Genomic DNA, 24,821 nt, shown 5'->3' on the forward strand with positions numbered 1-24,821 from the left:
CACCAGTGCGTCGGCGCACCGCCTGACAGCGAGTCTATACCCGGATCTGCACCCTTCGAACGGCGCGTCGTCCCGCCGCTCAGCGGGGGGCCTCGAGCGCCCGCTCCAGGACCTCTCCGACCTCGTCCACGAAGGTGAACTCGAGCTTCTCCCGCAGGTGCTCGGGGATGTCCTCGATGTCCGCCTCGTTGAGCGACGGGGCGATGATCCGCGTCACGCCCGTGCGCTGCGCGGCGAGCGCTTTCTCCTTCAGCCCGCCGATCGGCAGCACCTGCCCCGTGAGCGTGATCTCGCCGGTCATCGCCGTGTCGGAGCGGACCGCGCGCCCGGTGAGGAGCGAGACGAGCGCCGTCGCCATCGTGATGCCGGCGCTCGGCCCGTCCTTCGGGATCGCGCCGGCGGGGACGTGGACGTGCAGGTCGTGCGTCCCGAACCAGCCGTCCTCGAGCGCGGGCGCGAGCTCGCCGACGTGCCCGCGGACGTAGGACAGCGCCGCCTGCGCGCTCTCCTTCATGACGTCTCCGAGCTGGCCGGTCATGACGAGCTTCCCCGTACCGGGCATCGACGTCGCCTCGACGAAGAGGACGTCGCCGCCGACCGGCGTCCAGGCGAGACCGGTCGCGACGCCGGGCTGCTGCGTGCGGCGCCGGGTCTCCGCGTGGAAGCGGCGCCGGCCGAGCAGCTCCCGGACCTTCGCCTCGCCGACGGTCGTGCGCGTCACCTTCCGTGGCGGGTCCGCCCCGAGCTCGCCGGCGACGGCGCGGGCGACCTTCCGGCAGACCGACCCGATCTCCCGCTCGAGGTTCCGGACGCCGGCCTCGCGGGTGTAGTCGTGGATGATCGTCTTCAGCGCGGCGTCGCTCACCGACACCCACGACTTCTTCAGGCCGTTGCGCTCGACCTGCCGGGGCACGAGGTACCGCTTGGCGATCTGGAGCTTCTCGTCCTCGGTGTAGCCCGCGAGCTGGATGACCTCCATGCGGTCGCGCAGCGGCCCGGGGATCGTGTCGAGCGTGTTCGCCGTCGTGATGAACATGACGTGCGAGAGGTCGAAGGGAACGTCGAGGTAGTGGTCGCGGAAGGCCGAGTTCTGTTCCGGGTCGAGGAGCTCGAGCAGCGCGGACTCGACGCCCCCGCCCCCGCGGTAGTCGGTCCCGAGCTTGTCGATCTCGTCGATCATGAACAGCGGGTTGGCGGACCCGGCGTCGCGCAGGGCGCGGATGATCGTGCCCGGCATCGCGCCGATGTACGTCCGGCGGTGTCCGCGGATCTCCGCCTCGTCGCGCATGCCGCCTGCGCTGATGCGCTCGAAGTTGCGGCCGAGCGCGCGGGCGATCGACCGTCCCAGCGACGTCTTGCCGACGCCGGGCGGCCCGACGAAGCAGAGGATCGAGCCACGCGCGTCCGGCTTCAGCCGGCGGACGGCGAGGAACTCGATGATGCGGTCCTTCACCTGCTCGATGTCGTAGTGGTCCTCGTCGAGGACCTCGCGGGCGTGGGCGAGGTCGAGGTCGTCCTCGGTCTGCACGCCCCACGGCAGCGTCGCGAGCCACTCGAGGTACGTGCGGATGACGCCGTGCTCGGCCGCCGCGGTCGGCAGCGCCTCCAGGCGCGTGAGCTCACGGTCGGCCTGCCGGCGGACGTCCTCCGGCAGCGCGACGGCGGCGAGGCGCTCCCGCAGCCGCGCGGCCTCCTCGGTCGACTCGTCGAACTCGCCGAGCTCCGCCTGGATCGCCTTCAGCTGCTGGCGCAGGACGAACTCGCGCTGGCCCTTGTCGATCTCCGACTGGACCTGCGACTGGATCTTCGACCCGATGTTGATGACCTCGAGCTCGCGGTGCAGCGCCTCCACGAGCTTGCGCAGCCGGACGGTCACGTCGAGCTCCTCGAGGAGCTCCTGCTTCTCCTCGGTCTTCAGGCGCAGCGAGCCGGCGATGAGGTGCGAGAGCGTCGAGGGGTCGTCGATGTTCGCGACCGCGAGCAGGAGCTCCTCCGGCAGGTACGGGACCTCCTCGACGATCCGCGAGAACGTGTCCTGCACCGTGCGCATGAGGGCCGTGAGCTTCGTCGTCTGCTTGACGACGTCGGGCTGCTCGGTGATCTCCGCGACGAGGTACGGCAGCTCCTGGCTGAAGCGGTCGATCCGGACCCGCGGCCCGCCCTGGACGAGGATGCGCAGCGTGCCGTCGGGCACCTTCAGCATGCGGGCGATCGAGCCGACGACGCCGACGTCGTAGAGCTCGTCGGGCCCGGGCGTCTCGAGCTCGGGGTCGCGGCTGGCGACCATGACGAGCATGCGGTTGCCGGCGAGCACGTCGTTGACGAGCTGGACCGAGCGCTCCTGCCCGATCGCCAGCGGGGTCAGCGTGTCCGGCAGCGGCACCGTCTCGCGGAGCGGCAGGACGGGCAGCGCGGCAGGCACGGCGCGCGGGGCGCCGACGACGATCTCCTGATCGGCCCGGGTCTCGCCGGAGATCTCGATCATGCCTCGAGGTCCTCGAACCGCTCCGCGACGATCCGGACCTGGCGGGTGCGTGGCTCGGGGGCGGCGAGCGGCAGCTCGACGCGGAGGATGCCGTCGCGGTACGTCGCCTTCGCCTCGTCGGCGACGACGTCGGCGCCGAGCGGGATGACGCGGCGGAAGGGCCCGAAGTCGATCTCCAGCTGCTGGTAGACGCGGTCCTCGGCCTCGCCGGGCGGGCGGCGGTTGCCCGCGATGACGAGCTCGCGCCCCTCGATCTCCAGGCCGATCTCGTCCGGGTCGATGCCCGCGAGCTCCGCGTGGACGACGGCGAACGCGCGGCCGCCGCTCGACGGCGTCTCGTAGAACACGTCGACCGCGGGGCTGAAGCCGCCGCGCCGCGTGGAGGCCAGGCCGGTGCGGTCGAGGACGTCCCCGAAGAGCTCGTCCATCTCGCGCCGCATCCGCTCGAAGTTCGCGAAGAGGTCACGCTCGGGTCGCATGGCCCGATGCTACCCCCGGCGCCGCGCCGGGCGGCCCCGGCCCGCGGGCCGGTGCGGGGGCGCGCCCGCGTCAGACGCAGTAGACGGCGCCCTCGGAGGCGAGGAGGACCTCGCCGCCGAACGCGTCGCGTGCCTCGTCGAGCGCCCACAGCGCGTCGAGCTCGTCCGAGATGTGGGTCAGGACGAGGCGGCGTGCGCCCGCGCGGGCGGCGTGCTCGCCGGCCTCCCGCGGGGTGAGGTGGCCGCGGATGCCGCTGCGTTCGGGCCGCGGCAGCGTCGCCTCGAGCATGATGAGGTCGGTGCCCGCGGCGAAGGCGACGATCTCGTCGTTCGGCGCGCAGTCGGCCCCGAAGGTGAAGCGCGGGCCGGGGCCGCTCCCGTTGCCCGCCACGCGGACGTCGACCGCGCACGTCGGCAGGAAGTGCGGCACGGCCGCGAAGGTGACGGAGAGCGGTCCGATGCGGACGTCGTCGCCGGGCCCGTACTCGTGGATGTCGAACGCGTTCTCGACGTGGTTCGGGAACATCCCCCCGCCCTGGCACATGAGGGCGAAGGACTCCTTGGCGCCGTGGGGCGCGTACAGCGCGGGGCGGATCGGCTCGGCGATCCCGGGCCAGCGGTCGACGGGCACCGGCTGCTGACGTGGCGCGTACGTCAGGGCGCTCGCGAAGGGCACGAGGTCGAAGATGTGGTCGGCGTGCAGGTGCGAGATGACGACCGCGTCGACCGAGATGTAGTCGCGGTGCGTGCGGAGCTTCCCGAAGACGCCGCAGCCGCAGTCGAGCAGCACGCAGGTGCCGGCCTCCTCGATGAGGTAGCCACTGCACGCGCCGCCTGCGTCCTGCCAGGCCGGCGACTTTCCGAGCACCGTGATCCTCACCTGCGTGTCCTCTCCTGTGACGAGACGGGACACTACCGGGATGCTCCCTGGGACTTTCCACCTCGCGACCGGGGGCACGGGTGGCGACGCGTTCGCGCGCGCGGTCGTCGTCCTCGGCGCGCTGCTCGTGCTCGGAGCCCTCCTGTCGGGCGTGACCCGGCGCAGCTTCCTGGCCATGACGCCGGTGTTCGTCGTCGCCGGGTTCGCGCTCGGGCGGGGCGGCCTGGAGGTGCTCCACTTCTCCGCCACCTCGGAGTTCGTCACGGACGTGGCGACGGTCGCGCTCATCGTCCTCCTCTTCCGCGACGGGCTCGAGGTCGAGGCCGAGCTGCTCCAGAAGGCGTGGCGCCTGCCGGCCCGCAAGCTCGCGGTGGCGCTGCCGATCACGTGCGGGGTCGTCGCCGTCGTGACGAAGGCGGTGACCGACCTCTCGTGGACCGAGGCGTTCCTCGTCGGCGCGCTGCTGTCCCCCACCGACCCGGTGCTCTCCTCGGGCGTGGTGACGAACCCGCGCGTCCCGCGGCTCGTCCGGCACTCGCTGAACCTCGAGTCCGGGCTCAACGACGGCCTCTCCCTCGCGCCGGTGCTCGCGCTCGTCATGGTCCTCGCCGACTCGAGCGGGTTCGTCTGGTGGCGGTTCGTCCTGCAGGACGTCGGGTTCGGCCTCGTCTTCGGCGTCGGGCTCGGGCTGCTCGCCGCCCTGCTCATGCCGCGGGGCCGGTCGCTGCAGCACTCGATCCCGGCGCACCAGCAGTCGCTCTTCGCGCTCGGCGTGGCCTTCGCGACCTACGGGGTCACGGTGCTGCCGCCCCACGGCAACGGCCTCATCAGCGTGTTCGTCTGCGCGATCACGCTGGGCATCCGGCGGCCGGACATCGGGCGCGCGTTCGAGCAGCGCGCCGACGACATCGTCGAGATCGCGAAGCTCGGGGTCTTCGTCGTCTTCGGCTCGCTCCTGACGCTCGGCGGCCTCTTCCAGGACGGGGCGGCGACGGTCGTCATCGCGTTCACCGCCCTGCTCGTCGCCCGCCCGCTCGGCGTCGTCATCGCGCTCGCGGGGACGGGCACCGGACGGGTCGAGCAGGCGTTCATGGCCTGGTTCGGGCCCCGCGGCGTGGCGACGATGGCGTTCTCGCTGCTCGTCGTCTCCGCGGACGTCGGGCCGGCCGGCGAGCGCATCTTCGACATCGCCGCGTTCTGCGTCGTCTGCTCGATCCTCGCCCACGGGTTGACCGACACGCCCGGCGTCGGCTGGATCGCCCGCCGGACGACCGAAAAGGGCCAACCCTCAGGCTCTACCTGAGGGTTCGCCTCTCGTCCGACATGATCCCGAGATCCCCGATGGGGCCTGGGATCTCAGGCCATCGCGTGGATCTGCGCCTGCTCCTGGGCGGTCGGGAAGGCCCAAGCGGCCCGCGTGCGCTCGGAGCGGAACTCGAGGCGCATCTGCTGCGGCGGCTTCAGCCCGTCCGGGTGGTCGGGGCGGAAGGTCGCGCACGGCCGGTCGAGGTCCAGCGCACACAGCGAGTTGCACCGGAAGAAGCACTGCTCACACGACACCTTGCGACCTGCTCCACGACCTTGAGCCATGTTCGACTGACACCCTCGTCCGCTGTCCGTGCCGGGGTGGATCCCTCGGCGACGAGCGCCACCAAATCACACCCCCTTCGACGTCTGCAACGCCGATTCCCGCTAACCGCATCAATCTGATTTCGGCCGACTTCGCAAATGGCGAGCTTTTCGTCGCAGGGGTCGAAAATGCGCCGACCGAGGCACATCCGCCCCCTCGCGGCAACGTCGTTCCCGCATTCTCCGGGGAATTCTCCGGGCTCCGGGGGTTTCGCCGCGCGGACGACAGGTTTCAGGACGGCGCCGGAGGGCGCGCCCGCACGAGGGCCGGGCCGAGGTCGGCGACCGCCGCCGCCCCCACGAGGGTCATCGCTCGGACCGTGTCCTCGACGAGCGCAGCGAGCACCCGGCCCACTCCCTCCTCGCCGCCGCAGGCCAGGCCCCACAGGTACGGCCGGCCGACGAGCACGGCGCTCGCCCCGAGCGCGAGCGCCCGCACGACATCGCCACCGTCGCGGATCCCCCCGTCGACGAGCACCGGGACGGCGCCCGCGACCGCCGCGACGACCGCGGGCAGCGCCACCGCCGTCGGCAGGCTGCCGTCGAGCTGGCGCCCCCCGTGGTTCGAGACGACGACGGCGGCCGCGCCCGCGTCGACCGCGCGCCGCGCGTCACCGGGGTCGAGGATGCCCTTGACGATCACCGGCAGGTCGGCCGCCGACGCCGTCCACGCGACGTCCGCCCACGTGAGGGCCTGCCAGCCGCCGACGGGCGGCTTCGCGGCGAGCGGGTGCGCGCCGCCGAGGTGGGTGGCGAGGGTCACGCCGGCCGGGAACGGCACCGGGCCGTGGCGTCGCTCGCGCTCGCGCCGCCCGGGCACCGGCAGGTCGGCGGTGAGGACGACGTGCGTGTACCCGTGCTCGCGCGCCCGCCGCAGCACCGCGGCGACGTGGCCGCGGTCCTCCCCCATGTAGAGCTGGAACCAGCGCTCGCCGCCCGGCGCCGCCGCGGCGACCTCGGCGAGGTCGGCGGTCGCCCGGGTCGACAGGCACGACACGACCCCGGCCGTCGCCGCCGCCCGCGCCGTCGCCACCTCGCCGTCGGGGTGGAGCAGCCGCTGCGCGGCCACCGGGGCCAGGAGGACCGGCGCCGCGAGGTCGCGGCCGAGGAGCGTGATGCGCGGGTCGGCGGCCGCGACCCCGGTGAGCACGCGGGGCACGAGCCACAGCGCGCGCCACGCCGCCTCGTTGTCGGCGAGCGTCTGCTCGTCCCCGGCCCCGCCCGCGAAGTAGTCGTGGACGGCCTCCGGCAGCCGCGAGCGGGCGTCGTCGTGCAGGGCGCGCAGGAGCTCCATGGAAGAAGGAGCGATCGTATTCCGCGGGGCCGCCGTACCCTGCAGGACCAATGTCCCTCGTTCTCGTCACCGGCGCGTCCGGCTACGTCGGTGCCGCGATCGTCCCGCGCCTGAAGGCCTCGGGCCACGAGGTGCGCGCCTTCGCGCGGACGCCGTCCAAGGTCACCGCGGCCGTCGACGGCATCGTCGCGGGCGACGCGGTCACCGGCCAGGGGCTCGACCGCGCCCTCGACGGCGTCGACGTCGCGTACTTCCTCATCCACTCGATGGAGGGGACGACAGAGGGCTTCGACGCGACCGAGGCCCGGGCGGCGGAGAACTTCGCCGCGGCGGCCCGCAGGGCGGGTGTGCGGCGAGTCGTGTACCTCGGCGGGCTCGTGCCGACGGAGTCCGCCCCGTCGCGTCATCTCGGCAGCCGCCTCGCGGTCGAGCGCATCCTCCTCGACAGCGCCCCCGAGGCGGTCGCCTTCCGCGCCTCGATCGTCATCGGCGCCGGCTCGCGGTCGTTCCGCTTCCTCGTGCGCCTCGTCGAGCGCACGCCGGTCCTCCCGCTCCCCTCGTGGCAGCGCTTCCGCACGCAGCCGATCGACGAGCGCGACGTCCTCGCCCTCCTCCACGCCGCCGGGACGCGCGACGACGTCACCGGCGCCGCGACGTACGACATCGGCGGCCCGGACATCGTCACCTACGGCGACCTCATCCGCCGCATCCGCGACAGCATGCTCGTGCACCGGCCGACGATCGCCCTCCCCCTGAGCGTCACGCCGATCGCGTCGAAGGTCGCGGCGGCCATCGCCGGCGAGGACCCGGCGCTCATCGAACCCCTGATGGAGAGCCTCGGCAGCGACCTCGTCGCCGACCCGACCCACGACGCCGCCGGCCGGTTCGGCGTGCGCCTGCACTCCTTCGACGCCGCCATCGAGCGGTCGCTCCGCGACTGGGAGGCCGTGGAGCCGCTCTGCGCGCGCTGACGCGGCCACGCTAGGTTCGACGCTCATGAGCGATCCCGTCGTCACGCAGATCGACATCGCGGCGCCGCCGGAGGCGGTCTGGGCCGTCGTCATGGACCCCGAGCGGCTCCACGAGTGGGTGAGCATCCACCGCGGCCTCGGCGAGCACTCGACCGGAGAGCCCGCCGTCGGCGCGACGATGGAGCAGTCCCTCACGCTGCGCGGCGCCAAGTTCAAGGTCCACTGGGAGCTCGCGAGGTGCGACGCCCCGAACCTCGCCGAGTGGCGCGGCAAGGGCCCGGCGCGGTCCAAGGCCGAGACGGCGTACCGCCTGGAGGCCATCGACGGCGGCACCCGCTTCCACTACCGCAACGAGTTCAAGGCCCCCCTCGGGCCGCTCGGCGCGGTCGCCTCCAAGGCGCTCGTCGGCGGGCTGCCGGCGAAGGAGGCCCACGCCTCGCTGAACGCGCTGAAGGCCCTGCTCGAAGGCTGAGCCGTCGCGGGGCGGGCGCCGGTGGCCCGCGCCCGTTCAGGTCTCGCGCGTGACGAGGCCGGTCTCGTAGGCGAGCACGACCGCCTGCACGCGGTCGCGGAGACCGAGCTTCCCGAGCATCCGCGCGACGTGCGTCTTCACCGTCGCCTCGCCGAGGATGAGCTCGGTGGCGATCTCGGCGTTCGAGAGGCCACGGGCGACGAGCCGCAACACCTCGAGCTCCCGGCCGGTGAGCGCGGTGAGCTGCTCGGGGACCCCGTCCCCCGCGGGCCGCGCCGCCCGGGTGAACTCGCCGATGAGCCGCCGGGTGATCGACGGCGCGATGAGCGCGTCCCCCGCCGCCGCCACGCGCACGGCGTCGAGCAGCCGGTCGGACGGGGTGTCCTTCAGGAGGAAGCCGCTCACCCCGATGCGCAGGGCGCGGAAGACGTACTCGCTGGCGTCGAAGGTCGTCAGCATGACGACGGCGGTGCGGTTCTCCGGGTCCTCGAGGATGCGCTCGGCCGCGGCGAGCCCGTCGAGCTCGGGCACGCGGATGTCCATGAGGACGACGTCCGGCCGGCGGCGCGCGACGACGTCGACCGCGGCGCGCCCGTCGCCCGCCTCGCCGACGACGGTCATGTCGGCCTCCGCGTCGAGGATGACGCGGAAGCCCGCGCGCAGCAGGCGCTGGTCGTCGGCGACGACGACGGAGATCTGGCGCGGCGCGGCCTCCGGGGGCGCGTGGAGGTCGCCGGCGCCGTCCGGGTCCTCGCGCCACAGGACGCTCGCGGTCGCGACCGGCTCGGCGATGCCCTTCAGGCGCATGCTGCCCGCCGGCGCCACCGCCTCGGTCACCCGTGAGCCCGCGATCTGCCGGACGATCTCGCTCACGAGGATCTCGCCGTCGCCGGCGGCGTCGCACAGGCGGCTCGCGACGATGACCGGCCGCCCGTAGAGGTCCGCCCCCTCGGCGAGCGGCTCGCCGGCGTCCACCCCAACCCGCATCGCCGGCCCGCCCGGCACCGCGGCGGCGGCCCGCTGCATCTCGACGGCGCAGCGCACGGCCTCGACCGCGCTCGTGAAGACGACCATGAGGCCGTCACCGGTGGACTTCACCTCGCGTCCGCCGTGGCCGGCGACCACGCCGCGGAGCGCCGCGAAGTGGGCGCGGCGGATCGCGTCGCCCGCGTCGTCGCCGCGTCCGTCGAAGAGTGCGGTCGAGCCGACGAGGTCGGTGAAGAGCACGGTGACGAACGAGGGCTCGGGCATGGGCAGCAGCATCATCATCGCCGCCCGCGCGGGTGCCGTCATCCCCGGGGATGACGCATCTGCCGCACGTTCACCCGGACGGCGGACGCGCCCCTGGCCCGGCGGCCCGATCCTTGCGATGCTCCTATCGACCACGTTTCAGGAGGACGGCACGCACATGCCCACCCAGACGACGTCCCCGCAGGTCCGGATCGGTCGACTCGACGTCGCGATCACGCTGCTCCTCAGCGCGCTCGGGATCGGCCTGATGATCGAGAACGTGTACACCACGGACGTCTCGGCGCCCGACGTCGCGTTCCTCGCGATCCCGGCCTTCGTCGCCGTGACGATCCCGCTCCTGTGGCGGACCGTCGACCCGATCAGGGCGCTCGGCGCCGTGGTCGTCGCCCTCGCCCTGCACGCGATCGTCTTCGGGTCGGCCGTGCGCTGCGGGGTCGCCTTCCCCGCCCTTGGCTTCCTCGCCTTCTCCGCCGCCTCGCGGCGGGACGGCCGGGAGGCGCAGGCGGGACTCGGCCTCGCGGTCCTCGGCGCGGTCCTCGTCGGGGCCGGCGACTTCCTCGGCTTCGGCGTCGCCGTGTTCGGCGCGCCGATCATCACCCTCGCGTGGGGCCTCGGCCGTGTGGCCGCCTCCCGCCGCCGGCTGGCCGCCGACCTGCGCGTCCGCAACGACGAGCTCCGGGTCGCCCGCGACGAGCGCGCCCGGCTCGAGGTCGCGTCCGACCGTGCGCAGCTCTCGCACGACCTCGACGCGCTGCTGCACCGGCGCCTCGGGGAGCTCGCCCGCCTCGCCGACCGGGGCGAGCGGAGCGTCGCCGACGGCACTGCCACGGCCGTCCTCTCCGATATCGAGCGGGAGAGCCGCGCGACCCTCGACGAGATGCGCGAGCTCGTCGGCGTCCTGCGCAGCGACCACGACGGCTCCGCGACGACGACGCCGCAACCGACCCTCACGTCGCTCGAGGCGCTCGTCGTCCGGGCCAAGGGCGCCGACGCCCGGCTGAGCGTCGACGGTGACCCGCGGGTGCTCCCCGCCGGCGTGGAGCTGTCGGCCTACCGGGTCGTCGAGCACCTCCTCGACGCCCTCGAGGACGCCCCCGGGATCGCCGTGAACGTCCGCTTCGCCGACGACATGCTCGAGCTCTCCGTCGGCGGGCCGATGCGCCGCCGCAGCGAGGTCAGCGCCGCCGTCGCCCGCGCCCGGGAGCGGGTCGAGCTCCACCGCGGCTCCCTGCGGACGAGCACGCACGGCGGGCGCGCCGAGGCGGTCGCCGCCCTGCCGCTGATCGCCTGACATGGGGTACCGGGGCCTCGCCTCCGTCGTCGTCGCGACCGTCCTCGCCGCCGCCCTCGCGACGACGCGGAACGGCGGCGACAGCGTGCTGGGGGCCTTCGTGTTCGTCGCCGAGATGGCGGCGGCGTTCGGCCTCGGTCGCTACGCCTCGCCGGTCCCGGGCGGCGTGGCGGCCACGCTGCTCCTCGTCGCGGCGGTGGCGCAGGGCGGCGGGAACGAGGCGCCGAACGCCTTCAGCGTCCTCTTCCCCCTCCTGGCCGGCTACGGGCTGCGTGGCCGCGACCGGCTCGCCGAGGAGCTCGCGGCGCGCGGGGCCGAGCTCGACGCCGAGCGGGACGTCTACGCCGGGTTGTCGGTCCGCTACGAGCGCGCCCGGATCGCCGCGGAGCTCCATGACATCGTCGCGCACGCGATCAGCGTCATGGTCGTGCAGGCGAGCGCGGGGCAGCGTCTCGCCGCCGTCGACCCGGGCCTCACACGCGAGACGTTCTCCGCCATCGGTGAGGCCGCCCGCCAGGCCGAGGCGGACATGGGCCGGCTCGTGGCGCTGCTCGCCGACGAGGAGGAGGTGGCGGACGCCCCCGACCTGGCGCTCGTGCAGGAGCTCGTCGCCCGTGCGGTCGGCACCGGGCTCGACGTGACGCTCCGGCTCGAGGGCGACCACGCGGCGCTGCCGGCGAGCGCGGTGCGCAGCACGTTCCTCGTCGTCCGCGAGGGCCTGACGAACGCCCTGCGCTATGCCTCGGGCGCGCCGGTCCGCGTCCTCGTCGCCGCCCGGCCCGACGAGCTCCTCGTCGAGGTCGTCAACGCCGCCGCCCCCGGAGCGCCCGACCTCGCCGGGCACGGGAGCGGGAACGGGCTCCGCGGGCTGCGGGAGCGCCTGGACTCCTGCGGCGGCCGCCTTGATGCCGGCCCGACGGGCGACGGTGGGTGGCAGCTGCGCGCACGGCTGCCCCGGCTGGCGGTGGCGGTGCGCTGAGGGGGCGGCGCTCTCGGAGGTGAGTGGAATCCTGCTGCTGCCAGGGAGCAGTGGGACTCCACTCACCGTGGTGAGCACCGTCTCGCGCAGCCCTCCACCCGAACCACCCGCACGTCCGTGATCGTCCGTGCGCCCACAGACCGCCCGCCCGCCCCGCCCCTACCCCTCGTCGAACGCCTGGATCCCCCGCGCGCCGATCCGCGCGGGGACGCTGCCCCAGCTCCCCTCGCCGCCCTGGGCGGTCGTCTGGACCGTCACCTCGACCGTGCGGTCGCGATCCGCGAGCACGTGATCGACGAGCTGCGCCGCGGCGGCGGCGCGCCGGGTGGACGGGCCCGTCGCCGCCCCGGCGCCGATGCCGATGACCCGCTGACGCGGCCAGCGGAGCTCGTCCTGGAGTGCGCGGGCGTCGGCCGCGACATCGGCGGTCGCGACGATGAGGACGGTGTCGGGGCAGCGGATCCGCAGGTCCTCCGCCGGCGGTGGCTGGCCCTCGCACACGACGACGACGTCGGCGGCGGTGAGCTCGTGGGCGGGCACCGGGCCGGCGACCCGCGCCTCGGCCGCGAGCGCCACCGCGGCCGCCTGCAGCGCTCCGCCGTCCTCCCCGGTCAGCAGCAGGTGGGAGTCATCCCGGGCTACGAGGAGCAGCGCGACGGCGCGGGCGGTCTCCGAGGTGCCGATCACGACGATCCGATGACGCATGGGGCGACACTATCCGCTCGCACGGCCCCCGGCGGCCGCCTCCGATTACCGGTAAGTCACTGGGACCGCGAACACGCTGATTTTGCGCGTGTTTCCGCGACGTCGCATCGCACAAGAGCTCTCACCGTCGGCCGCTGTTTTGTTGGAACATTTTCTGTCAGACTCGTCTGTCTGATGACTGATTTTCTCGACGAGAAGAAGCAGGAGATCGCGGCTCGCCTGAAGGAGCTGCGCCCGTTGGTGGAGGAGTACCACCGCCTCGAGGCCGCGGCCGCCGCGCTCGACGGCGTGGAGACTCCTGCCGCTGCCCCGGCCGCGCGCCGCGGGCGTCGCCCGAGCACGTCCAAGCCCGCGGGGAGCGGCTCGGGACGCGGGCGCCCGAAGGGCTCGGGCACCCGCTCCAAGCAGGCGCTGGCCTCTGTCACGGCCCAGCCCGGGATCACGATCCCCGAGCTCGCGCAGGGCATGGGCATCGCCCAGAACTACCTCTACCGCGTCATGCCCGAGCTGCAGAAGGACGGGCTCGTGCGCAAGGAAGGGCGCGGCTGGTACCCGGTCGAGGCGGCGTAGCCGTCCGCCGCCCCGCGCTTCACCTGAGCCGCCGGTTTTCCGGCAGTCGCTGATTTTCGGATACGGTTCCGGCATGGCCATCGACGGATCCGCCACCATCGAGATCGACGCACCGATCGAGCGCTGCTTCGAGGTCGCCGCCGACGTCGAGCGCTCTCCGCGCTGGCAGCCGGAGATCAAGAGCGCGATCGTCACCGAACGCGGCCCCGGCGGCGAGCAGACGTACGTTGAGACGAAGGTCGACGGCAAGGTCCGCACGCTCACGTCGGACCTGCGCTTCACCTACGACGGGCCCACCGGCATGTCGTGGAACCAGGAGAAGGGCGACCTGAAGAAGGTCAGCGGCTCGTGGGAGCTCGTCGATCTCGGCGACGGTCGCACGCAGGCGACGTACAACCTCCACGTCGACTTCGGCCGCACGCTCGGGCTCGTCATCCGCGGCCCGCTCGTCGACATCCTGCGCGGCCAGCTCTGCGACTCGATGCCCGGCAAGCTCAAGGCGTTCGTCGAGGCGGAGTAGCCCGGTCGGCGGCGGAGCGGGGCCGCACCGGCCCCCGCCCCATCACGGCATCGGCGGCCTAGACCAGGCCGAGACCCTTCACCGCGTCGCGCTCGCCGACGAGCTCGGCGACGGTCGCGTCGATCTTCTCCTGCGCGAACTCCGGGATGTCGAGACCCTGGACGATCGAGTACTCGCCGCCCGAGCACGTCACGGGGAACGAGGTGATGATGCCCTCGGTGACGCCGTAAGAGCCGTCGGACGGCACGGCCATGGAGACGTAGTCACCCTCCGGCGTGCCGAGGACCCAGTCGTGGACGTGGTCGATCGCGGCCGAGGCGGCCGACGCGGCCGACGACGCGCCGCGCGCGTCGATGATCGCCGCGCCGCGCTTGCCGACCGTCGGCTGGTAGGTCTCGCGGTACCAGTCGAGGTCCGAGCCGATGGCCTCGAACGCGTTCTGGCCCTTCACCTCGGCGTGGTAGAGGTCGGGGAACATCGTCGGGGAGTGGTTGCCCCAGATCGACATCTTCTTGATGTCGGTGACGGCGCAGCCGGCCTTCTCGGCGAGCTGGGCGATCGCGCGGTTGTGGTCCAGGCGCGTCATCGCGGTGAAGCGCTCCTTCGGCACGTCCGGGGCGTTGCTCTGCGCGATGAGGGCGTTCGTGTTGGCGGGGTTGCCGACGACGAGGACCTTGATGTCCGACGCGGCACCGGCGTTGATCGCCTCACCCTGCGGCTTGAAGATCGCGCCGTTCGCCTCGAGGAGGTCGGCGCGCTCCATGCCCGGGCCACGCGGACGGGCGCCCACGAGCAGGCCGATGTTGCAGCCGTCGAAGCCGGCCGTCGGGTTGTCGTGGATGTCGATGCCGGCCAGCAGCGGGAAGGCGCAGTCGTTGAGCTCCATGGCCGTGCCCTCGGCGGCCTTGACCGCCTGCGGGATCTCGAGGAGGTTCAGGTGGACCTTGGTGTCGGGGCCCAGCAGCGCGCCGGAGGCGATGCGGAACAGGAGGGCGTAGCCGATCTGGCCGGCGGCGCCGGTGACGGTGACCTTGACGGGGGTGCTCATTGTCGGGGTGTTCTCCTTGGGGGGTGTGAGGTCGGACGCTAGCGGGCGACGCGCGGCTAGAGGGCCGCGAGCGCCGCGTTCAGGGTGGGGCTGGGACGCATGGCGGCGGCGACCCGCTCGGGGTCGGGGCGGTAGTACCCGCCGACGTCGACGGGCTCGCCCTGGACGGCGTTCAGCTCGGCGACGATCGCGTCCTCCGCCGAGGCGAGCTCGTCCGCGAGGACGACGAACCGCTCCGCGAGCGCGGTGTCCTCGTTCTGGTCCGCGAGCTCCCGCGCCCAGTACAGCGCGAGGTAGAAGTGCGAGCCGCGGTTGTCGAGCTCGCCGCACTTGCGCGACGGGGAGCGACCCTCCTCGAGCAGTCGCCCGGTCGCCCGGTCGAGCGTCTGGCCGAGCAGGCGCGCACGGGGGTTGTCGGTCTTGTCCGCGAGGAACTCGAACGACACCGCGAGCGCGAGGAACTCGCCGAGCGAGTCCCAGCGCAGGTGGTTCTCGCGCTCGAACTGCTGCACGTGCTTCGGGGCCGACCCACCCGCGCCGGTCTCGAACAACCCGCCGCCGTTCATGAGCGGGACGATCGAGAGCATCTTCGCGCTCGTGCCGAGCTCGAGGATCGGGAAGAGGTCGGTGAGGTAGTCGCGCAGGACGTTGCCGGTGACCGAGATCGTGTCCTCGCCGCGGCGGGCCCGCTCGAGGGTGAAGCGCGTCGCCTCGCCCACCGGCAGGATCTCGATGTGCAGGCCGTCGGTGTCGAGCGCCTCGAGGGCGGGGCGGACCTTCTTCAGGAGCTCCGCGTCGTGCGCGCGGGTCTCGTCGAGCCAGAAGACCGCGGGGGCGCCCGCCGCGCGGGCGCGCTCGACGGCGAGGCGGATCCAGTCCTGGATCGGCGCATCCTTCGCCTGGCACATCCGGAAGATGTCGCCGGTCTCGACGGTCTGCTCCATGAGCGTCGTCCCGGAGGCGTCGACGACGCGGATCGTGCCCGGCGCCGCGGCCTCGAACGTCTTGTCGTGCGAGCCGTACTCCTCGGCCTTCTGCGCCATGAGGCCGACGTTCGGCGTCGTGCCCATCGTCGCGGGATCGAAGGCGCCGTGCTGCTTGCAGTGCTCGATCGTCTCGGCGTACAGCGGCGCGTAGGAGTGGTCCGGGATGACGTACTTGCAGTCCTGCAGCGCGTCGTCCTTGTTCCACATCTGGCCGGACGAGCGGATCGCCGCGGGCATCGACGCGTCGATGATGACGTCGCTCGGGACGTGGAGGTTCGTGATGCCCTTGGCGGAGTCGACCATCGCGATGTCGGGGCCGGCGGCGATCGCGGCGTCGACCTTCGCCTGCGCCTCCGGGTGCGCCGCGACGAGCGAGGCGAGGCCGTCGTTCGGGCTCACGTCGGTGTAACCCTCGTAGGCCGAGCCCGCGTAGGCGCGGACGGCGTGGCCGAAGATGATGGGGTCGGAGACCTTCATCATCGTCGCCTTCAGGTGGACCGAGAAGAGGACGCCCTGCGCCTTCGCGTCGGCGACCTGCTCGTCGAGGAAGGCCCGCAGCGCCGCGGCGCGCATGACCGAGCAGTCGATGACCTCGCCGGCGAGGACCTTGATCTCCTCCTTGAGGACCGTCACCGCCCCGTCGGGGGTGACGTGCTCGATGCGGACGGCGCCGTCGCCCTCGACCGTCACGGCCTGCTCGGTGGAGCGGAAGTCACCGTCGGTCATCGTCGAGACGTGGGACCTCGAGTCCGGCGACCACGCGCCCATCGAGTGCGGGTGCTTCTGCGCGAAGGCCTTCACCGACGCGGGTGCGCGGCGGTCGGAGTTGCCCTCGCGGAGGACGGGGTTGACGGCGGAGCCCATCGCCCGGCCGTACTCCTCCTTGGCGTCCTCGTAGTCGGGGAGCTCGTGGCCCTGGGCCCGGAGCTCCGCGATCGCGGCCTTCAGCTGCGGGAGCGAGGCGCTCACGTTCGGGAGCTTGATGATGTTCGCCGCGGGCGTCTTGGCGAGCTCGCCGAGCTCGGCGAGCGCGTCCTCCTGCTTGCCCAGCGCGGCGAGGATCCGGCCCGCGAGCGAGATGTCGCGCAGCTCGATGTCGATGTCGGCGGCGGCGGAGAAGGCGCGGACGATCGGCAGCAGCGACTGCGTCGCGAGCGCCGGGGCCTCGTCGGTGTGGGTGTAGATGATCTTCATGGCGGAGGTCCGGTGGGTCGGTGCCGGGACAGGCCGACAGGGTGTCAGGGGCGGGGCAGCGGGCGACACGCTATCGAGCCGTGCCAGTCGGGCCCGTGCGGGTGCGAACCCGTTCTTGCCGTCGCGCACGCGGGTCCGCGGTTCCTGGCATCCGGGCGGGCGCCGGTTCTGCGTCGGTCCGCCGCGCCAGACATCCGGCAACCTGAGCTCGGGAGCCGCCGTTGGCCCGCCCTCGCCGGCCGACTGCTTCTCGAAGTCGACGCAGTGGCCCCACGCGCGTGAAGTACGCCGGTGACCATCATCGACGGTCGCCGCGTGGCCCTGAGCTTCACCCGAGCTCCGCGCCGCCGGCGGCCCGTCGCCCGGAAGCACGTCGCCCAGAAACCGGAGGTCGGCGAGCGCCCAGTGAACGCCCACGGTCAGTCGACTAGCCTTCACCCATGTCCGTCGCCGAGCCCGCCGCGCACCACACCGCCGAGACCCACGCGGTGACGAACCAGGCGCCGCCGCTGGCGCCGCTGAACCTCTTCACGACGAACGCCCCGCTCGTCGAGGCGCTCGAGCGCGAGGGTGGCGGCTGGGCCACGGCGCGCGTCACCGAGCTCGGCGCCGCGTACGGCGACGTCCCGCTCCGCGAGTGGGGCCCGCAGGCGAACGAGAACGAGCCCGTCCTGCGCACGCACGACCGCTACGGGAACCGGATCGACGAGGTCGAGTTCCACCCGGCCTACCACTCGCTCATGACGCTCTCCTCGCAGTTCGAGCTCCACTCGCTGCCCTGGACGACGACGGAGGACGGCGCCCACGTCGCGCGCACGGCGATGTACCTCACCAGCGGCCAGACCGAGGCCGGTCACGGCTGCCCCATCACGATGACCTTCGCGGCGATCCCTGCGCTGCGCACGACGCCGGCGCTCGCCGCCGAGTGGGAGCCGCTCCTCACCGCCCCCGCCTACGACGGCACGCTGCGCCCCGCCGCCGAGAAGGGCAGCGCGAAGTGCGGCATGGGGATGACCGAGAAGCAGGGCGGCTCCGACGTACGCTCGAACACGACGACCGCCGTCCCCGTGAGCGGCAGCGGCGGCCCCGGCGAGGAGTACCTCATCCGCGGGCACAAGTGGTTCACCTCCGCGCCGATGTGCGACCTCTTCCTCGTCCTCGCGCAGACCGACGAGGGCGTCGGGTGCTTCGCCGTCCCGCGCATCCTCCCCGACGGCTCGCGCAACGTCTTCCGCCTGCAGCGGCTGAAGGACAAGCTCGGCAACCGCTCCAACGCGAGCTCCGAGGTCGAGTTCGACGGCACGTGGGGCCGCATGGTCGGGGAGCCCGGCCGCGGGGTCCCGACGATCATCGAGATGGTCGGGCACACCCGCCTGGACTGCATCATCGGGTCGGCGGCGAACATGCGGGCCGCGGTGACGAACGCGACCTGGCACGCCGCCCACCGGGCGGCGTTCGGGAAGACGCTCATCGACCAGCCGCTCATGCAGAACGTGCTCGCGGACCTCGCCCTCGAGAGCGAGGCGGCGACCGCGCTGGCCATGCGCCTCGCGCGCGCCTACGACGAAGGCGACGTGGCGCTCCGCCGCCTCGGCACCGCGGTCGGCAAGTACTGGGTCTGCAAGCGCACGCCGGCCGTCGCGGTCGAGGCGCTCGAGTGCCTCGGCGGCAACGGCTACGTCGAGGAGTCCGGCATGCCGCGCATCTACCGCGAGGCGCCGCTGAACTCGATCTGGGAGGGCTCCGGGAACGTCAACGCGCTCGACGTCCTGCGCGCGCTCGCCAAGCAGCCCGAGACGCTCGAGGCGTACTTCGCCGAACTCGGCACCGCGGCCGGCGCGGACCCGCGCTACGACGCCTTCGTCGACGGCCTCCACGCCGCGTTCGCCGACCCGGACGCGATCGAGGTCCGCGCCCGCCGCGTCGTCGAGCACCTCGCGCTCGCCTGGCAGGCGTCCCTCCTCCTGCGCCACGCCCCCCACGCGGTCGCCGATGCGTTCTGCGCCGCGCGCCTGGCCGGGGACAGCGGCCTCGCCTTCGGGACGCTGCCCGCCGGCACCGACTTCCGCGCGATCATCGACCGTGCGATGCCGGCCTGACCTCGATCGCCGACAGTACGCCGGCTGACCGTCGGGACGAGCCGGACCCGCGTACCTGAACGCAACCTGTGAGACCGCCAAGAGCCGGCACACCGTCCCCCCGCCCGGCGCGTAGGATCGCGTGATCCTGGGGGTGCCGACATGAGCAGCACGAGCACGCCGACGTCGTCGGCCCGTCCATCCTGCCCCCGCCCCGTCCCGTTCCAGCGGACGACTGCGAGCGTCTCCGGCGCCGCCGCCGTGGCTGCCGCGATCGCGGCCGGGGAGCTGAAGGCGCGCGGCCCGGCCACCCGCCGCTGCGAGGAGCTGCTGGCCCGGGCGCTCGGCGCCGGAGCCGTCCTGATGGTCCAGTCGTGCACCGCCGCCCTCGAGCTCGCGATGCGCCTGCTCGATCTCGGCCCCGGCGACGAGGTCGTCATGCCGTCGTTCGGGTTCGCGTCGTCCGCGAACGCCGTCGTCCTGCGCGGCGGGGTCCCCGTCTTCGTCGACATCGACCCGGCGACCGGCAACGTCGACCCGGACGCCGTGGAGGCGGCCGTGACGACGAGGACCCGGGCGATCGTGCCGGTGCACTACGCGGGCGTCGGGGCCGACATGGACCGGCTGCGCGCCATCGCCAAGCCCCGCGGGATCGCGCTCGTCGAAGATGCCGCCCAGGGGATCGGCGCGACGTACCGCGGCCGCGCGCTCGGCTCGATCGGCAGCCTCGGCGCCCTGAGCTTCGACGCGACGAAGAACCTCACCAGCGGCAGCGGCGGCGCCCTCGTCGTCAACGACCGCGCCCTCGTGGCCCGCGCCGAGGCGCTGCGCGACTACGGCACCGACCGCGCGCGCTTCACCCGCGGCGAGGTCACGCGCTACCGCTGGATCGACGCCGGCTCGAACTTCGCCCTCAACGAGCTCGCCGCCGCCTACCTGGCGCCGCAGCTCGAGGAGCTCGACGCGATCACCGCGGCGCGGCGCCTCGTGTGGGACCGGTTCCACGCGGCGCTCGGCCCCGCCGAATGGGCCGGGCACCTCACGCGCCCCGTCGTCCCCGGCGAGTGCCGTTCGAACGCCCACATCTACGCGGTGACGCTCCCGACGCACGCCGCCCGCGAGCAGCTGCGGCGCGATCTCGGCGCCCTGGGCGTCGAGGCCACCTTCCACTACGTCCCGCTGCACTCCTCGCCCGCCGGCCTGCGGCACGCGCGCGTCCACGGCGACCTCGCCGGGACCGAGAGCTTCGCCGCCCGCCTGCTGCGCCTCCCGCTGCACACCTACATGGCGCCACACGACGCCGACCGCGTCATCGAGGCGCTGCTCGAGGTCCTCCCCACCGCGGTCGCCGCGTGAGGGTCCGCGGGGCGCGGCGGGCGACGCGCGGCCGGGCCACCCGATGACCGACCCCACCGTCGCCCAGCTCGACCGCGAGCTCGCCGCCCAGGCCGCCGCCGCCCACGCCGCGCTCGCCGCCGAGCAGCAGCACTCGGCGACGCTCGCCGCCCGGCTCGCGCAGACCGAGAAGGAGCTGACCTACGCGCTGGAGGACGCGCGGGCGGAGCTCGCCGCGGTCCGGGTGGAGCTCGGCCGCACGCGCGCCGAGGTGCAGTGGCTGCGGCGCGCGGGCATCGACCTGAACGCCGTCATGGCGCACCCCGCCGCGCGCGCCGCGCGGGCCACGGGCCGCGCCGCGCGTGCGGTGTCCCGCGGCGCCGGGCGCGCGCGCCGCACCCTCGGGAGCTGACCGGTGACCGACGACGGCACCGGCGTCCGGACCGCCCCGCGCGGCCGGCTCATCGACGCCGGCCCCACCGGCCGGCCGCACGTCTACACGCCGATCACCGACGTCCTCGACGGGCGCATCGCCCCGCTCGAGCCCCTCCCCGAGAGCACCCCCGATCGGCCCCTGCGGCTGGCGCTCGTCGTCCCGCACTTCGCCTTCGGCAGCGGAGGGCACCAGGTCGTCTTCGCGCTCGCCCACGAACTCGAGCAGCGTGGGCACACCGTCACGACGTGGGTCCACGATCCGCACGGCGAGCGGCCGGACGCGACGGGCGCGGTCCTGCGCGGCGCGATCCGCGAGCAGTACGTCGGGCTCGAGGGGCCGGTCTTCGCCGGCTTCGAGCACTGGGACGGCGCCGACGTCGTGCTCGCCACGGGGTGGCAGACCGTCTACCCGGCGATGTCGCTCCCCGGCTGCCGCGCCCGCGCGTACCTCGTGAACGACCACGAGCCCGAGTTCTACCCCACGTCGCTCGAGTCGCTGTTCGCGGCGCGGACCTACACGCTCGGCCTGCCGTGCTTCGTCGGCGGCGGACCGTGGCTGGCCGACCTGCTGACCACGCGCTACGGCGCGCAGGTCGCCGGGCGGTTCGCCTACCCGGTCGACCCGGCCTTCGGGCCGCGCCCGGTCGCGCGCCGCGACGACACGATCGTCGTGTACGGCCGCGACTCCACCCCGCGCCGTGCCGTCGCCCTCGCGCTCATCGCGCTGCAGGAGCTCAAGGCCCGGCGCCCGGACCTGCGCGTCGTGCTCTTCGGCGACCAGGGCGTCCCGGAGTGCACGTTCGCCTACGAGCACCTCGGCCCGATCGCGCCGGAGGACCTCTCGTGGGTGTATTCCGAGGCCACCGTCGGCCTCGCGTTCTCGCTCACCCACGGGTCGCTCGTCCCCCACGACATGCTCGCCTGCGGACTGCCGGTCGTCGACCTCGACGGCTTCGGCACCGCGGCCGAGCACGCGGACACCGGCCTCGTCGAGCTCGCCGCCCTCTCCCCCCTGGCGATCGCCGCTGCCGTCGAGCGGCTGCTCGACGACCCGGAGGAGCGGGCGCGCCGGGCGCAGGCGGGCGCCGCCCACGTCGCGGCGGCGAGCTGGCAGCGCGCGGCCGACGCGGTCGAGGCGGGGCTCCGGACGATCCTGCGCGCCCGGGTCGGCGTCGCGTAGCGCACCGGGTCCGGTCGCCGCCCCGGCGCGCACCTGCCACGATGGTGTCCATGCGCGGGGGACCGATTCAGCTCGCGAAGGTCTTCGGCATCCGCGTCGCGGTCACGCCGAGCTGGTTCTTCGTCCTCTTCCTCCTCATCTACTGGCTGACGGGGTACTTCGGGGACGTCCTCGCCGGCTCCGACCAGGAGGCCTTCGCCTGCGCCGTCGGCGCGGCCCTCCTCTACATGGCCTCGCTCGTCGTCCACGAGCTCGGCCACGCGCTCGCCGCGCGCCGCGCCGGGATCGGCACGCGCGGCATCGACCTGTGGTTCTTCGGCGGCCTCGCGAAGCTCGACCGCGAGCCGGAGACCGCCGGCGAGGAGTTCCGGGTCGCCGCCGCCGGCCCGCTCGCGACCCTCCTCATCATCGTCGTCTGCGTCGTCGCCGGGCTCGTCGGCTCGAAGGCGGGGACGTTCGCCGACACCGCGACGCTGAGTCAGACCGACGCGTCGCCGTTCAGCGCGCTCATCGGGTTCATCGCGGGAATCAACGTCCTGCTGCTGCTCTTCAACCTCGTCCCGGCCTACCCGCTCGACGGCGGCCGGATCGCGCGCGCGGCGGCGTGGCGCGCGACCGGTGACCGCAACCGCGGCACGCGCTTCGCGGGACGGCTCGGCCAGGGGTTCGCCTACCTGCTCATCGGCGTCGGCCTCGTCCTCGCCTTCAGCGGCAACGGCCTCAACGGCGTCTGGCTGATCGTCCTCGGCTGGTTCATGCTGCAGAGCGCCCGGGCCGCCGTCATCTCCTCGGGGGTGCGCGAGCGCCTGGAGGGCCTGACCGCCGCGGACATCATGGCCCCGGACCCGCTGACGATGCCGCCGGAGGTCACCGTCCGCGACGCCCAGGAGCACTGGTTCGGGGCACGCGGCCTGCCGTTCATCTGCGTCGTCGCCGCCGACGGGCGCTACCTCGGGACCCTCCGCGCGGACCGCGTGCACGCCGCCCTGGCGGACGGACAGCCCGTCCTGCCGGTGGTCGAGCTCCTCGACCCGCCCGGCGGCCCGGACGATGCGCGCGTCACGCCGGAGACCGACCTCGAGGCGCTGCTGCAGACCCCGTCGCTGCGGCAGCTCGGCGTGGTCATGGTCGTCGACGCGCAGGACCGGCTGCAGGGCGTGGTCACCGCCGAGCAGGTCGGCCGCGCGCTCGCCGCCGCGGCCCCCGGCCGCTGAAAATCCGCCCGTATCGGTCGGGTTTACCGGGCGTCCCGACGTTACGGACCCGTAGGCCGCGATCCGGGGTCGCCCGTATAGAGTGCGTCCCCGAAAGCCCGTCCGTCGCAGAGAGAGTCAAGTTGCCATCACATGACGTCCTGATCATCGGCGCAGGTCTCGCGGGCCAGCGAGCCGCCCTCGCCGCCGCCGAGACCGGCGTGACCGTCGCGATCATGAGCAAGGTCCATCCGGTCCGCTCCCACTCCGTCGCCGCGGCCGGCGGCATCAACGCCGCCGTCTCCGTCGACGACGACTGGCGTTCGCACGCCTACGACACCGTCAAGGGCTCCGACTTCCTCGGAGACCAGGACGCGATCGAGGTGATGTGCTCCGAGGCGCCCAAGGAGGTCATGCACCTCGAGCACATCGGCGTCACCTTCCACCGCAACGAGACGGGTCACCTCGACCTGCGCGCCTTCGGCGGCGCCTCGGTGAAGCGCACCGCGTACGTCGCGGACATCACCGGCCAGGCGATCCTCCACGTGCTCTACGAGCAGCTCATGAAGCACCATGAGACCGTCGACCGGTACGAGGAGTGGTTCACGACCTCGCTCATCCTCGACGCCGAGGGCACCTGCACCGGCTGCGTCGCGCGTCACATCCGCACCGGCCGGATGGAGGTCTTCACCGCGAAGAACGTCATCCTCGCCTCCGGCGGCGCGGGCCAGGTCTGGAAGCCCACGACCAACGCCCTCATCTGCACCGCGGACGGCATCGCGCAGGCCTACCGGGTCGGCGTGCCGCTCATGGACATGGAGATGATCCAGTACCACCCGACCACGCTCGTCGAGAACGGCTTCCTCATCACCGAGGGCGCCCGCGGCGAGGGTGCGCACCTCCTGAACAAGGACGGCGAGCGCTTCATGGAGAAGTACGCGCCGAACAAGATGGAGCTCGCCTCGCGCGACGTCGTCTCCCGCGCCGAGCAGACCGAGATCAACGAGGGCCGCGGCGTCGGCCTCAACGGCGAGGGCATCTACCTCGACATCACCGTCGTCCCGAAGAAGCGCACGCTCGAGGCGCTCCGCGAGATCGTCAACATCGGCAAGGACTTCGCCGGCGTCGACATCACGCGCGAGCCGATCCTCATCCGCCCCGGCCAGCACTACATCATGGGCGGCGTCAAGACCGACATCGACGGCGCCACCCCGGTCAAGGGCCTGTACGCCGCCGGCGAGGTCGCCTGCGTCTCCGTCCACGGCGGCAACCGCCTCGGCGCGAACTCGCTGCTCGACACGCTCATCTTCGGCCGCCGCTCCGGCGAGCACGCCGCGGAGCGCTCCAAGCACATGGCGATGCCCGTCAACGACGACGCGATCCTCAAGCGCGACGAGGCGATGATCAGCGAGATCATCAACCGCCCGAAGACCGGTCGCCGCATCTCCGAGATCAAGGACGAGCTCGGCACGATCATGAACCAGAAGCTCGCCGTCTACCGCGACGAGGCCGGCATGCTCGAGGCCCAGGAGGTCGTCAAGCGGCTGAAGGAGGAGTCCCGGTCGGCGTACATCGACGACCGCGGCACCGTCTTCAACCAGGACGTCCTCGGCGCGATCGAGCTCGGCTACATGCTCGATGCCGCCGAGTGCTGCGTGCTCGCCGCCCTCGAGCGCAAGGAGTCCCGCGGGGCCCAGTTCCGCACGGACTACCCCGAGCGCAACGACGAGGAATGGCAGAAGCACATCAACACGACGATCACCGCCGACGACGAGCCGGCGATCACCTACTCGCCGGTGACGATCACGCAGTGGCAGCCCGAAGAGCGCAAGTACTAGGAGCCCCG

Annotated in this window: 22 protein-coding genes; 13 read left to right on the forward strand and 9 right to left on the reverse strand. The window is 73.3% G+C overall.

Annotation, left to right across the window (positions count from 1 at the left end; all coding sequences use genetic code 11):
* Window positions 1-79: 79 nt before the first annotated feature.
* The 3 genes from lon to NBH00_RS19200 form a co-directional block, all read right to left on the reverse strand.
* Window positions 80-2,485, reverse strand: coding sequence for an endopeptidase La (gene lon / locus NBH00_RS19190; protein WP_254570187.1), 2,406 nt, complete (start codon window positions 2,483-2,485; stop codon window positions 80-82).
* The gene (locus NBH00_RS19195; protein WP_254570188.1) at window positions 2,482-2,964 is read right to left on the reverse strand and encodes an Hsp20/alpha crystallin family protein; all 483 of its coding nucleotides are present in this window, start codon (window positions 2,962-2,964) and stop codon (window positions 2,482-2,484) included. Before NBH00_RS19195 ends, lon begins: the two co-directional genes overlap by 4 nt.
* Before the next feature lie 70 nt (window positions 2,965-3,034).
* Window positions 3,035-3,877 (reverse strand): MBL fold metallo-hydrolase, encoded by an 843-nt coding sequence (locus tag NBH00_RS19200; protein ID WP_254570189.1) that lies wholly within the window; start codon window positions 3,875-3,877, stop codon window positions 3,035-3,037.
* 7 nt (window positions 3,878-3,884) lie between these two features.
* On the opposite strand from NBH00_RS19200, the gene NBH00_RS19205 reads away from it, so the two are divergent.
* A complete protein-coding gene (locus NBH00_RS19205) occupies window positions 3,885-5,147 on the forward strand; it encodes a cation:proton antiporter (protein WP_254570190.1) in 1,263 nt (420 codons plus the stop codon).
* Between the two features lie 53 nt (window positions 5,148-5,200).
* Here NBH00_RS19205 and NBH00_RS19210 read toward each other — a convergent pair whose 3' ends face one another.
* Both NBH00_RS19210 and NBH00_RS19215 read right to left on the reverse strand, forming a co-directional pair.
* Window positions 5,201-5,404 (reverse strand): hypothetical protein, encoded by a 204-nt coding sequence (locus NBH00_RS19210; protein WP_254570191.1) that lies wholly within the window; start codon window positions 5,402-5,404, stop codon window positions 5,201-5,203.
* A 301-nt stretch (window positions 5,405-5,705) separates the two neighbouring features.
* Window positions 5,706-6,767 carry an alpha-hydroxy acid oxidase gene (locus NBH00_RS19215; RefSeq protein ID WP_254570192.1) on the reverse strand — a complete coding sequence of 354 codons (1,062 nt, stop codon included), beginning with the start codon at window positions 6,765-6,767 and terminating at the stop codon, window positions 5,706-5,708.
* 50 nt (window positions 6,768-6,817) lie between these two features.
* On the opposite strand from NBH00_RS19215, the gene NBH00_RS19220 reads away from it, so the two are divergent.
* Together NBH00_RS19220 and NBH00_RS19225 are read left to right on the forward strand one after the other, a co-directional pair.
* Window positions 6,818-7,738, forward strand: a complete 921-nt coding sequence (locus NBH00_RS19220) for an NAD(P)H-binding protein (RefSeq protein WP_254570193.1) — start codon at window positions 6,818-6,820, stop codon at window positions 7,736-7,738.
* Window positions 7,739-7,763: 25 nt separating this feature from the next.
* Window positions 7,764-8,210, forward strand: coding sequence for an SRPBCC family protein (locus tag NBH00_RS19225; RefSeq protein WP_254570194.1), 447 nt, complete (start codon window positions 7,764-7,766; stop codon window positions 8,208-8,210).
* Window positions 8,211-8,246: 36 nt separating this feature from the next.
* Here the strand turns inward: NBH00_RS19225 and NBH00_RS25625 are convergent, their stop codons facing one another.
* Entirely contained in the window at window positions 8,247-9,503 is a 1,257-nt protein-coding gene (locus tag NBH00_RS25625; protein WP_367401268.1) for a response regulator, read from the reverse strand.
* A gap of 115 nt (window positions 9,504-9,618) precedes the next feature.
* On the opposite strand from NBH00_RS25625, the gene NBH00_RS19240 reads away from it, so the two are divergent.
* Window positions 9,619-10,752: a sensor histidine kinase gene (locus NBH00_RS19240; protein WP_254570195.1), complete on the forward strand. Its 1,134-nt coding sequence runs from the start codon at window positions 9,619-9,621 to the stop codon at window positions 10,750-10,752.
* Between the two features lies 1 nt (window position 10,753).
* Entirely contained in the window at window positions 10,754-11,731 is a 978-nt protein-coding gene (locus NBH00_RS19245) for a sensor histidine kinase (RefSeq protein ID WP_254570196.1), read from the forward strand.
* Window positions 11,732-11,890: 159 nt separating this feature from the next.
* Here NBH00_RS19245 and NBH00_RS19250 read toward each other — a convergent pair whose 3' ends face one another.
* Complete coding sequence (locus tag NBH00_RS19250; RefSeq protein WP_254570197.1) at window positions 11,891-12,436, reverse strand: hypothetical protein; 546 nt, start codon at window positions 12,434-12,436, stop codon at window positions 11,891-11,893.
* Window positions 12,437-12,610: 174 nt separating this feature from the next.
* Between NBH00_RS19250 and NBH00_RS19255 the strand changes: the two genes are divergently transcribed.
* Both NBH00_RS19255 and NBH00_RS19260 read left to right on the forward strand, forming a co-directional pair.
* On the forward strand, window positions 12,611-13,006 hold the full coding sequence (locus tag NBH00_RS19255) for a helix-turn-helix domain-containing protein (protein WP_254570198.1): 396 nt from the start codon (window positions 12,611-12,613) through the stop codon (window positions 13,004-13,006).
* Between the two features lie 73 nt (window positions 13,007-13,079).
* Window positions 13,080-13,526, forward strand: coding sequence for an SRPBCC family protein (locus tag NBH00_RS19260; RefSeq protein ID WP_254570199.1), 447 nt, complete (start codon window positions 13,080-13,082; stop codon window positions 13,524-13,526).
* Window positions 13,527-13,584: 58 nt separating this feature from the next.
* Here NBH00_RS19260 and NBH00_RS19265 read toward each other — a convergent pair whose 3' ends face one another.
* Window positions 13,585-14,574 carry a malate dehydrogenase gene (locus tag NBH00_RS19265; protein ID WP_254570200.1) on the reverse strand — a complete coding sequence of 330 codons (990 nt, stop codon included), beginning with the start codon at window positions 14,572-14,574 and terminating at the stop codon, window positions 13,585-13,587.
* 56 nt (window positions 14,575-14,630) lie between these two features.
* Window positions 14,631-16,754 (reverse strand): NADP-dependent isocitrate dehydrogenase, encoded by a 2,124-nt coding sequence (locus NBH00_RS19270; RefSeq protein WP_254570201.1) that lies wholly within the window; start codon window positions 16,752-16,754, stop codon window positions 14,631-14,633.
* Between the two features lie 440 nt (window positions 16,755-17,194).
* Between NBH00_RS19270 and NBH00_RS19275 the strand changes: the two genes are divergently transcribed.
* From NBH00_RS19275 to NBH00_RS19300, 6 genes are all read left to right on the forward strand, one after another.
* Window positions 17,195-18,853 (forward strand): acyl-CoA dehydrogenase family protein, encoded by a 1,659-nt coding sequence (locus NBH00_RS19275; protein WP_254570202.1) that lies wholly within the window; start codon window positions 17,195-17,197, stop codon window positions 18,851-18,853.
* Window positions 18,854-18,994: 141 nt separating this feature from the next.
* Window positions 18,995-20,188 carry a dTDP-4-amino-4,6-dideoxygalactose transaminase gene (gene rffA / locus NBH00_RS19280; RefSeq protein ID WP_254570203.1) on the forward strand — a complete coding sequence of 398 codons (1,194 nt, stop codon included), beginning with the start codon at window positions 18,995-18,997 and terminating at the stop codon, window positions 20,186-20,188.
* A 43-nt stretch (window positions 20,189-20,231) separates the two neighbouring features.
* Window positions 20,232-20,579, forward strand: a complete 348-nt coding sequence (locus tag NBH00_RS19285) for a hypothetical protein (RefSeq protein ID WP_254570204.1) — start codon at window positions 20,232-20,234, stop codon at window positions 20,577-20,579.
* Window positions 20,580-20,582: 3 nt separating this feature from the next.
* On the forward strand, window positions 20,583-21,782 hold the full coding sequence (locus NBH00_RS19290) for a glycosyltransferase family 4 protein (RefSeq protein ID WP_254570205.1): 1,200 nt from the start codon (window positions 20,583-20,585) through the stop codon (window positions 21,780-21,782).
* A gap of 50 nt (window positions 21,783-21,832) precedes the next feature.
* On the forward strand, window positions 21,833-22,996 hold the full coding sequence (locus tag NBH00_RS19295; protein ID WP_254570206.1) for a site-2 protease family protein: 1,164 nt from the start codon (window positions 21,833-21,835) through the stop codon (window positions 22,994-22,996).
* A gap of 122 nt (window positions 22,997-23,118) precedes the next feature.
* On the forward strand, window positions 23,119-24,813 hold the full coding sequence (locus tag NBH00_RS19300; protein WP_254570207.1) for an FAD-binding protein: 1,695 nt from the start codon (window positions 23,119-23,121) through the stop codon (window positions 24,811-24,813).
* Window positions 24,814-24,821 lie beyond the last annotated feature (8 nt).

This window comes from Paraconexibacter antarcticus (genome assembly GCF_024220175.1).
Lineage (GTDB): Bacteria > Actinomycetota > Thermoleophilia > Solirubrobacterales > Solirubrobacteraceae > Paraconexibacter > Paraconexibacter antarcticus.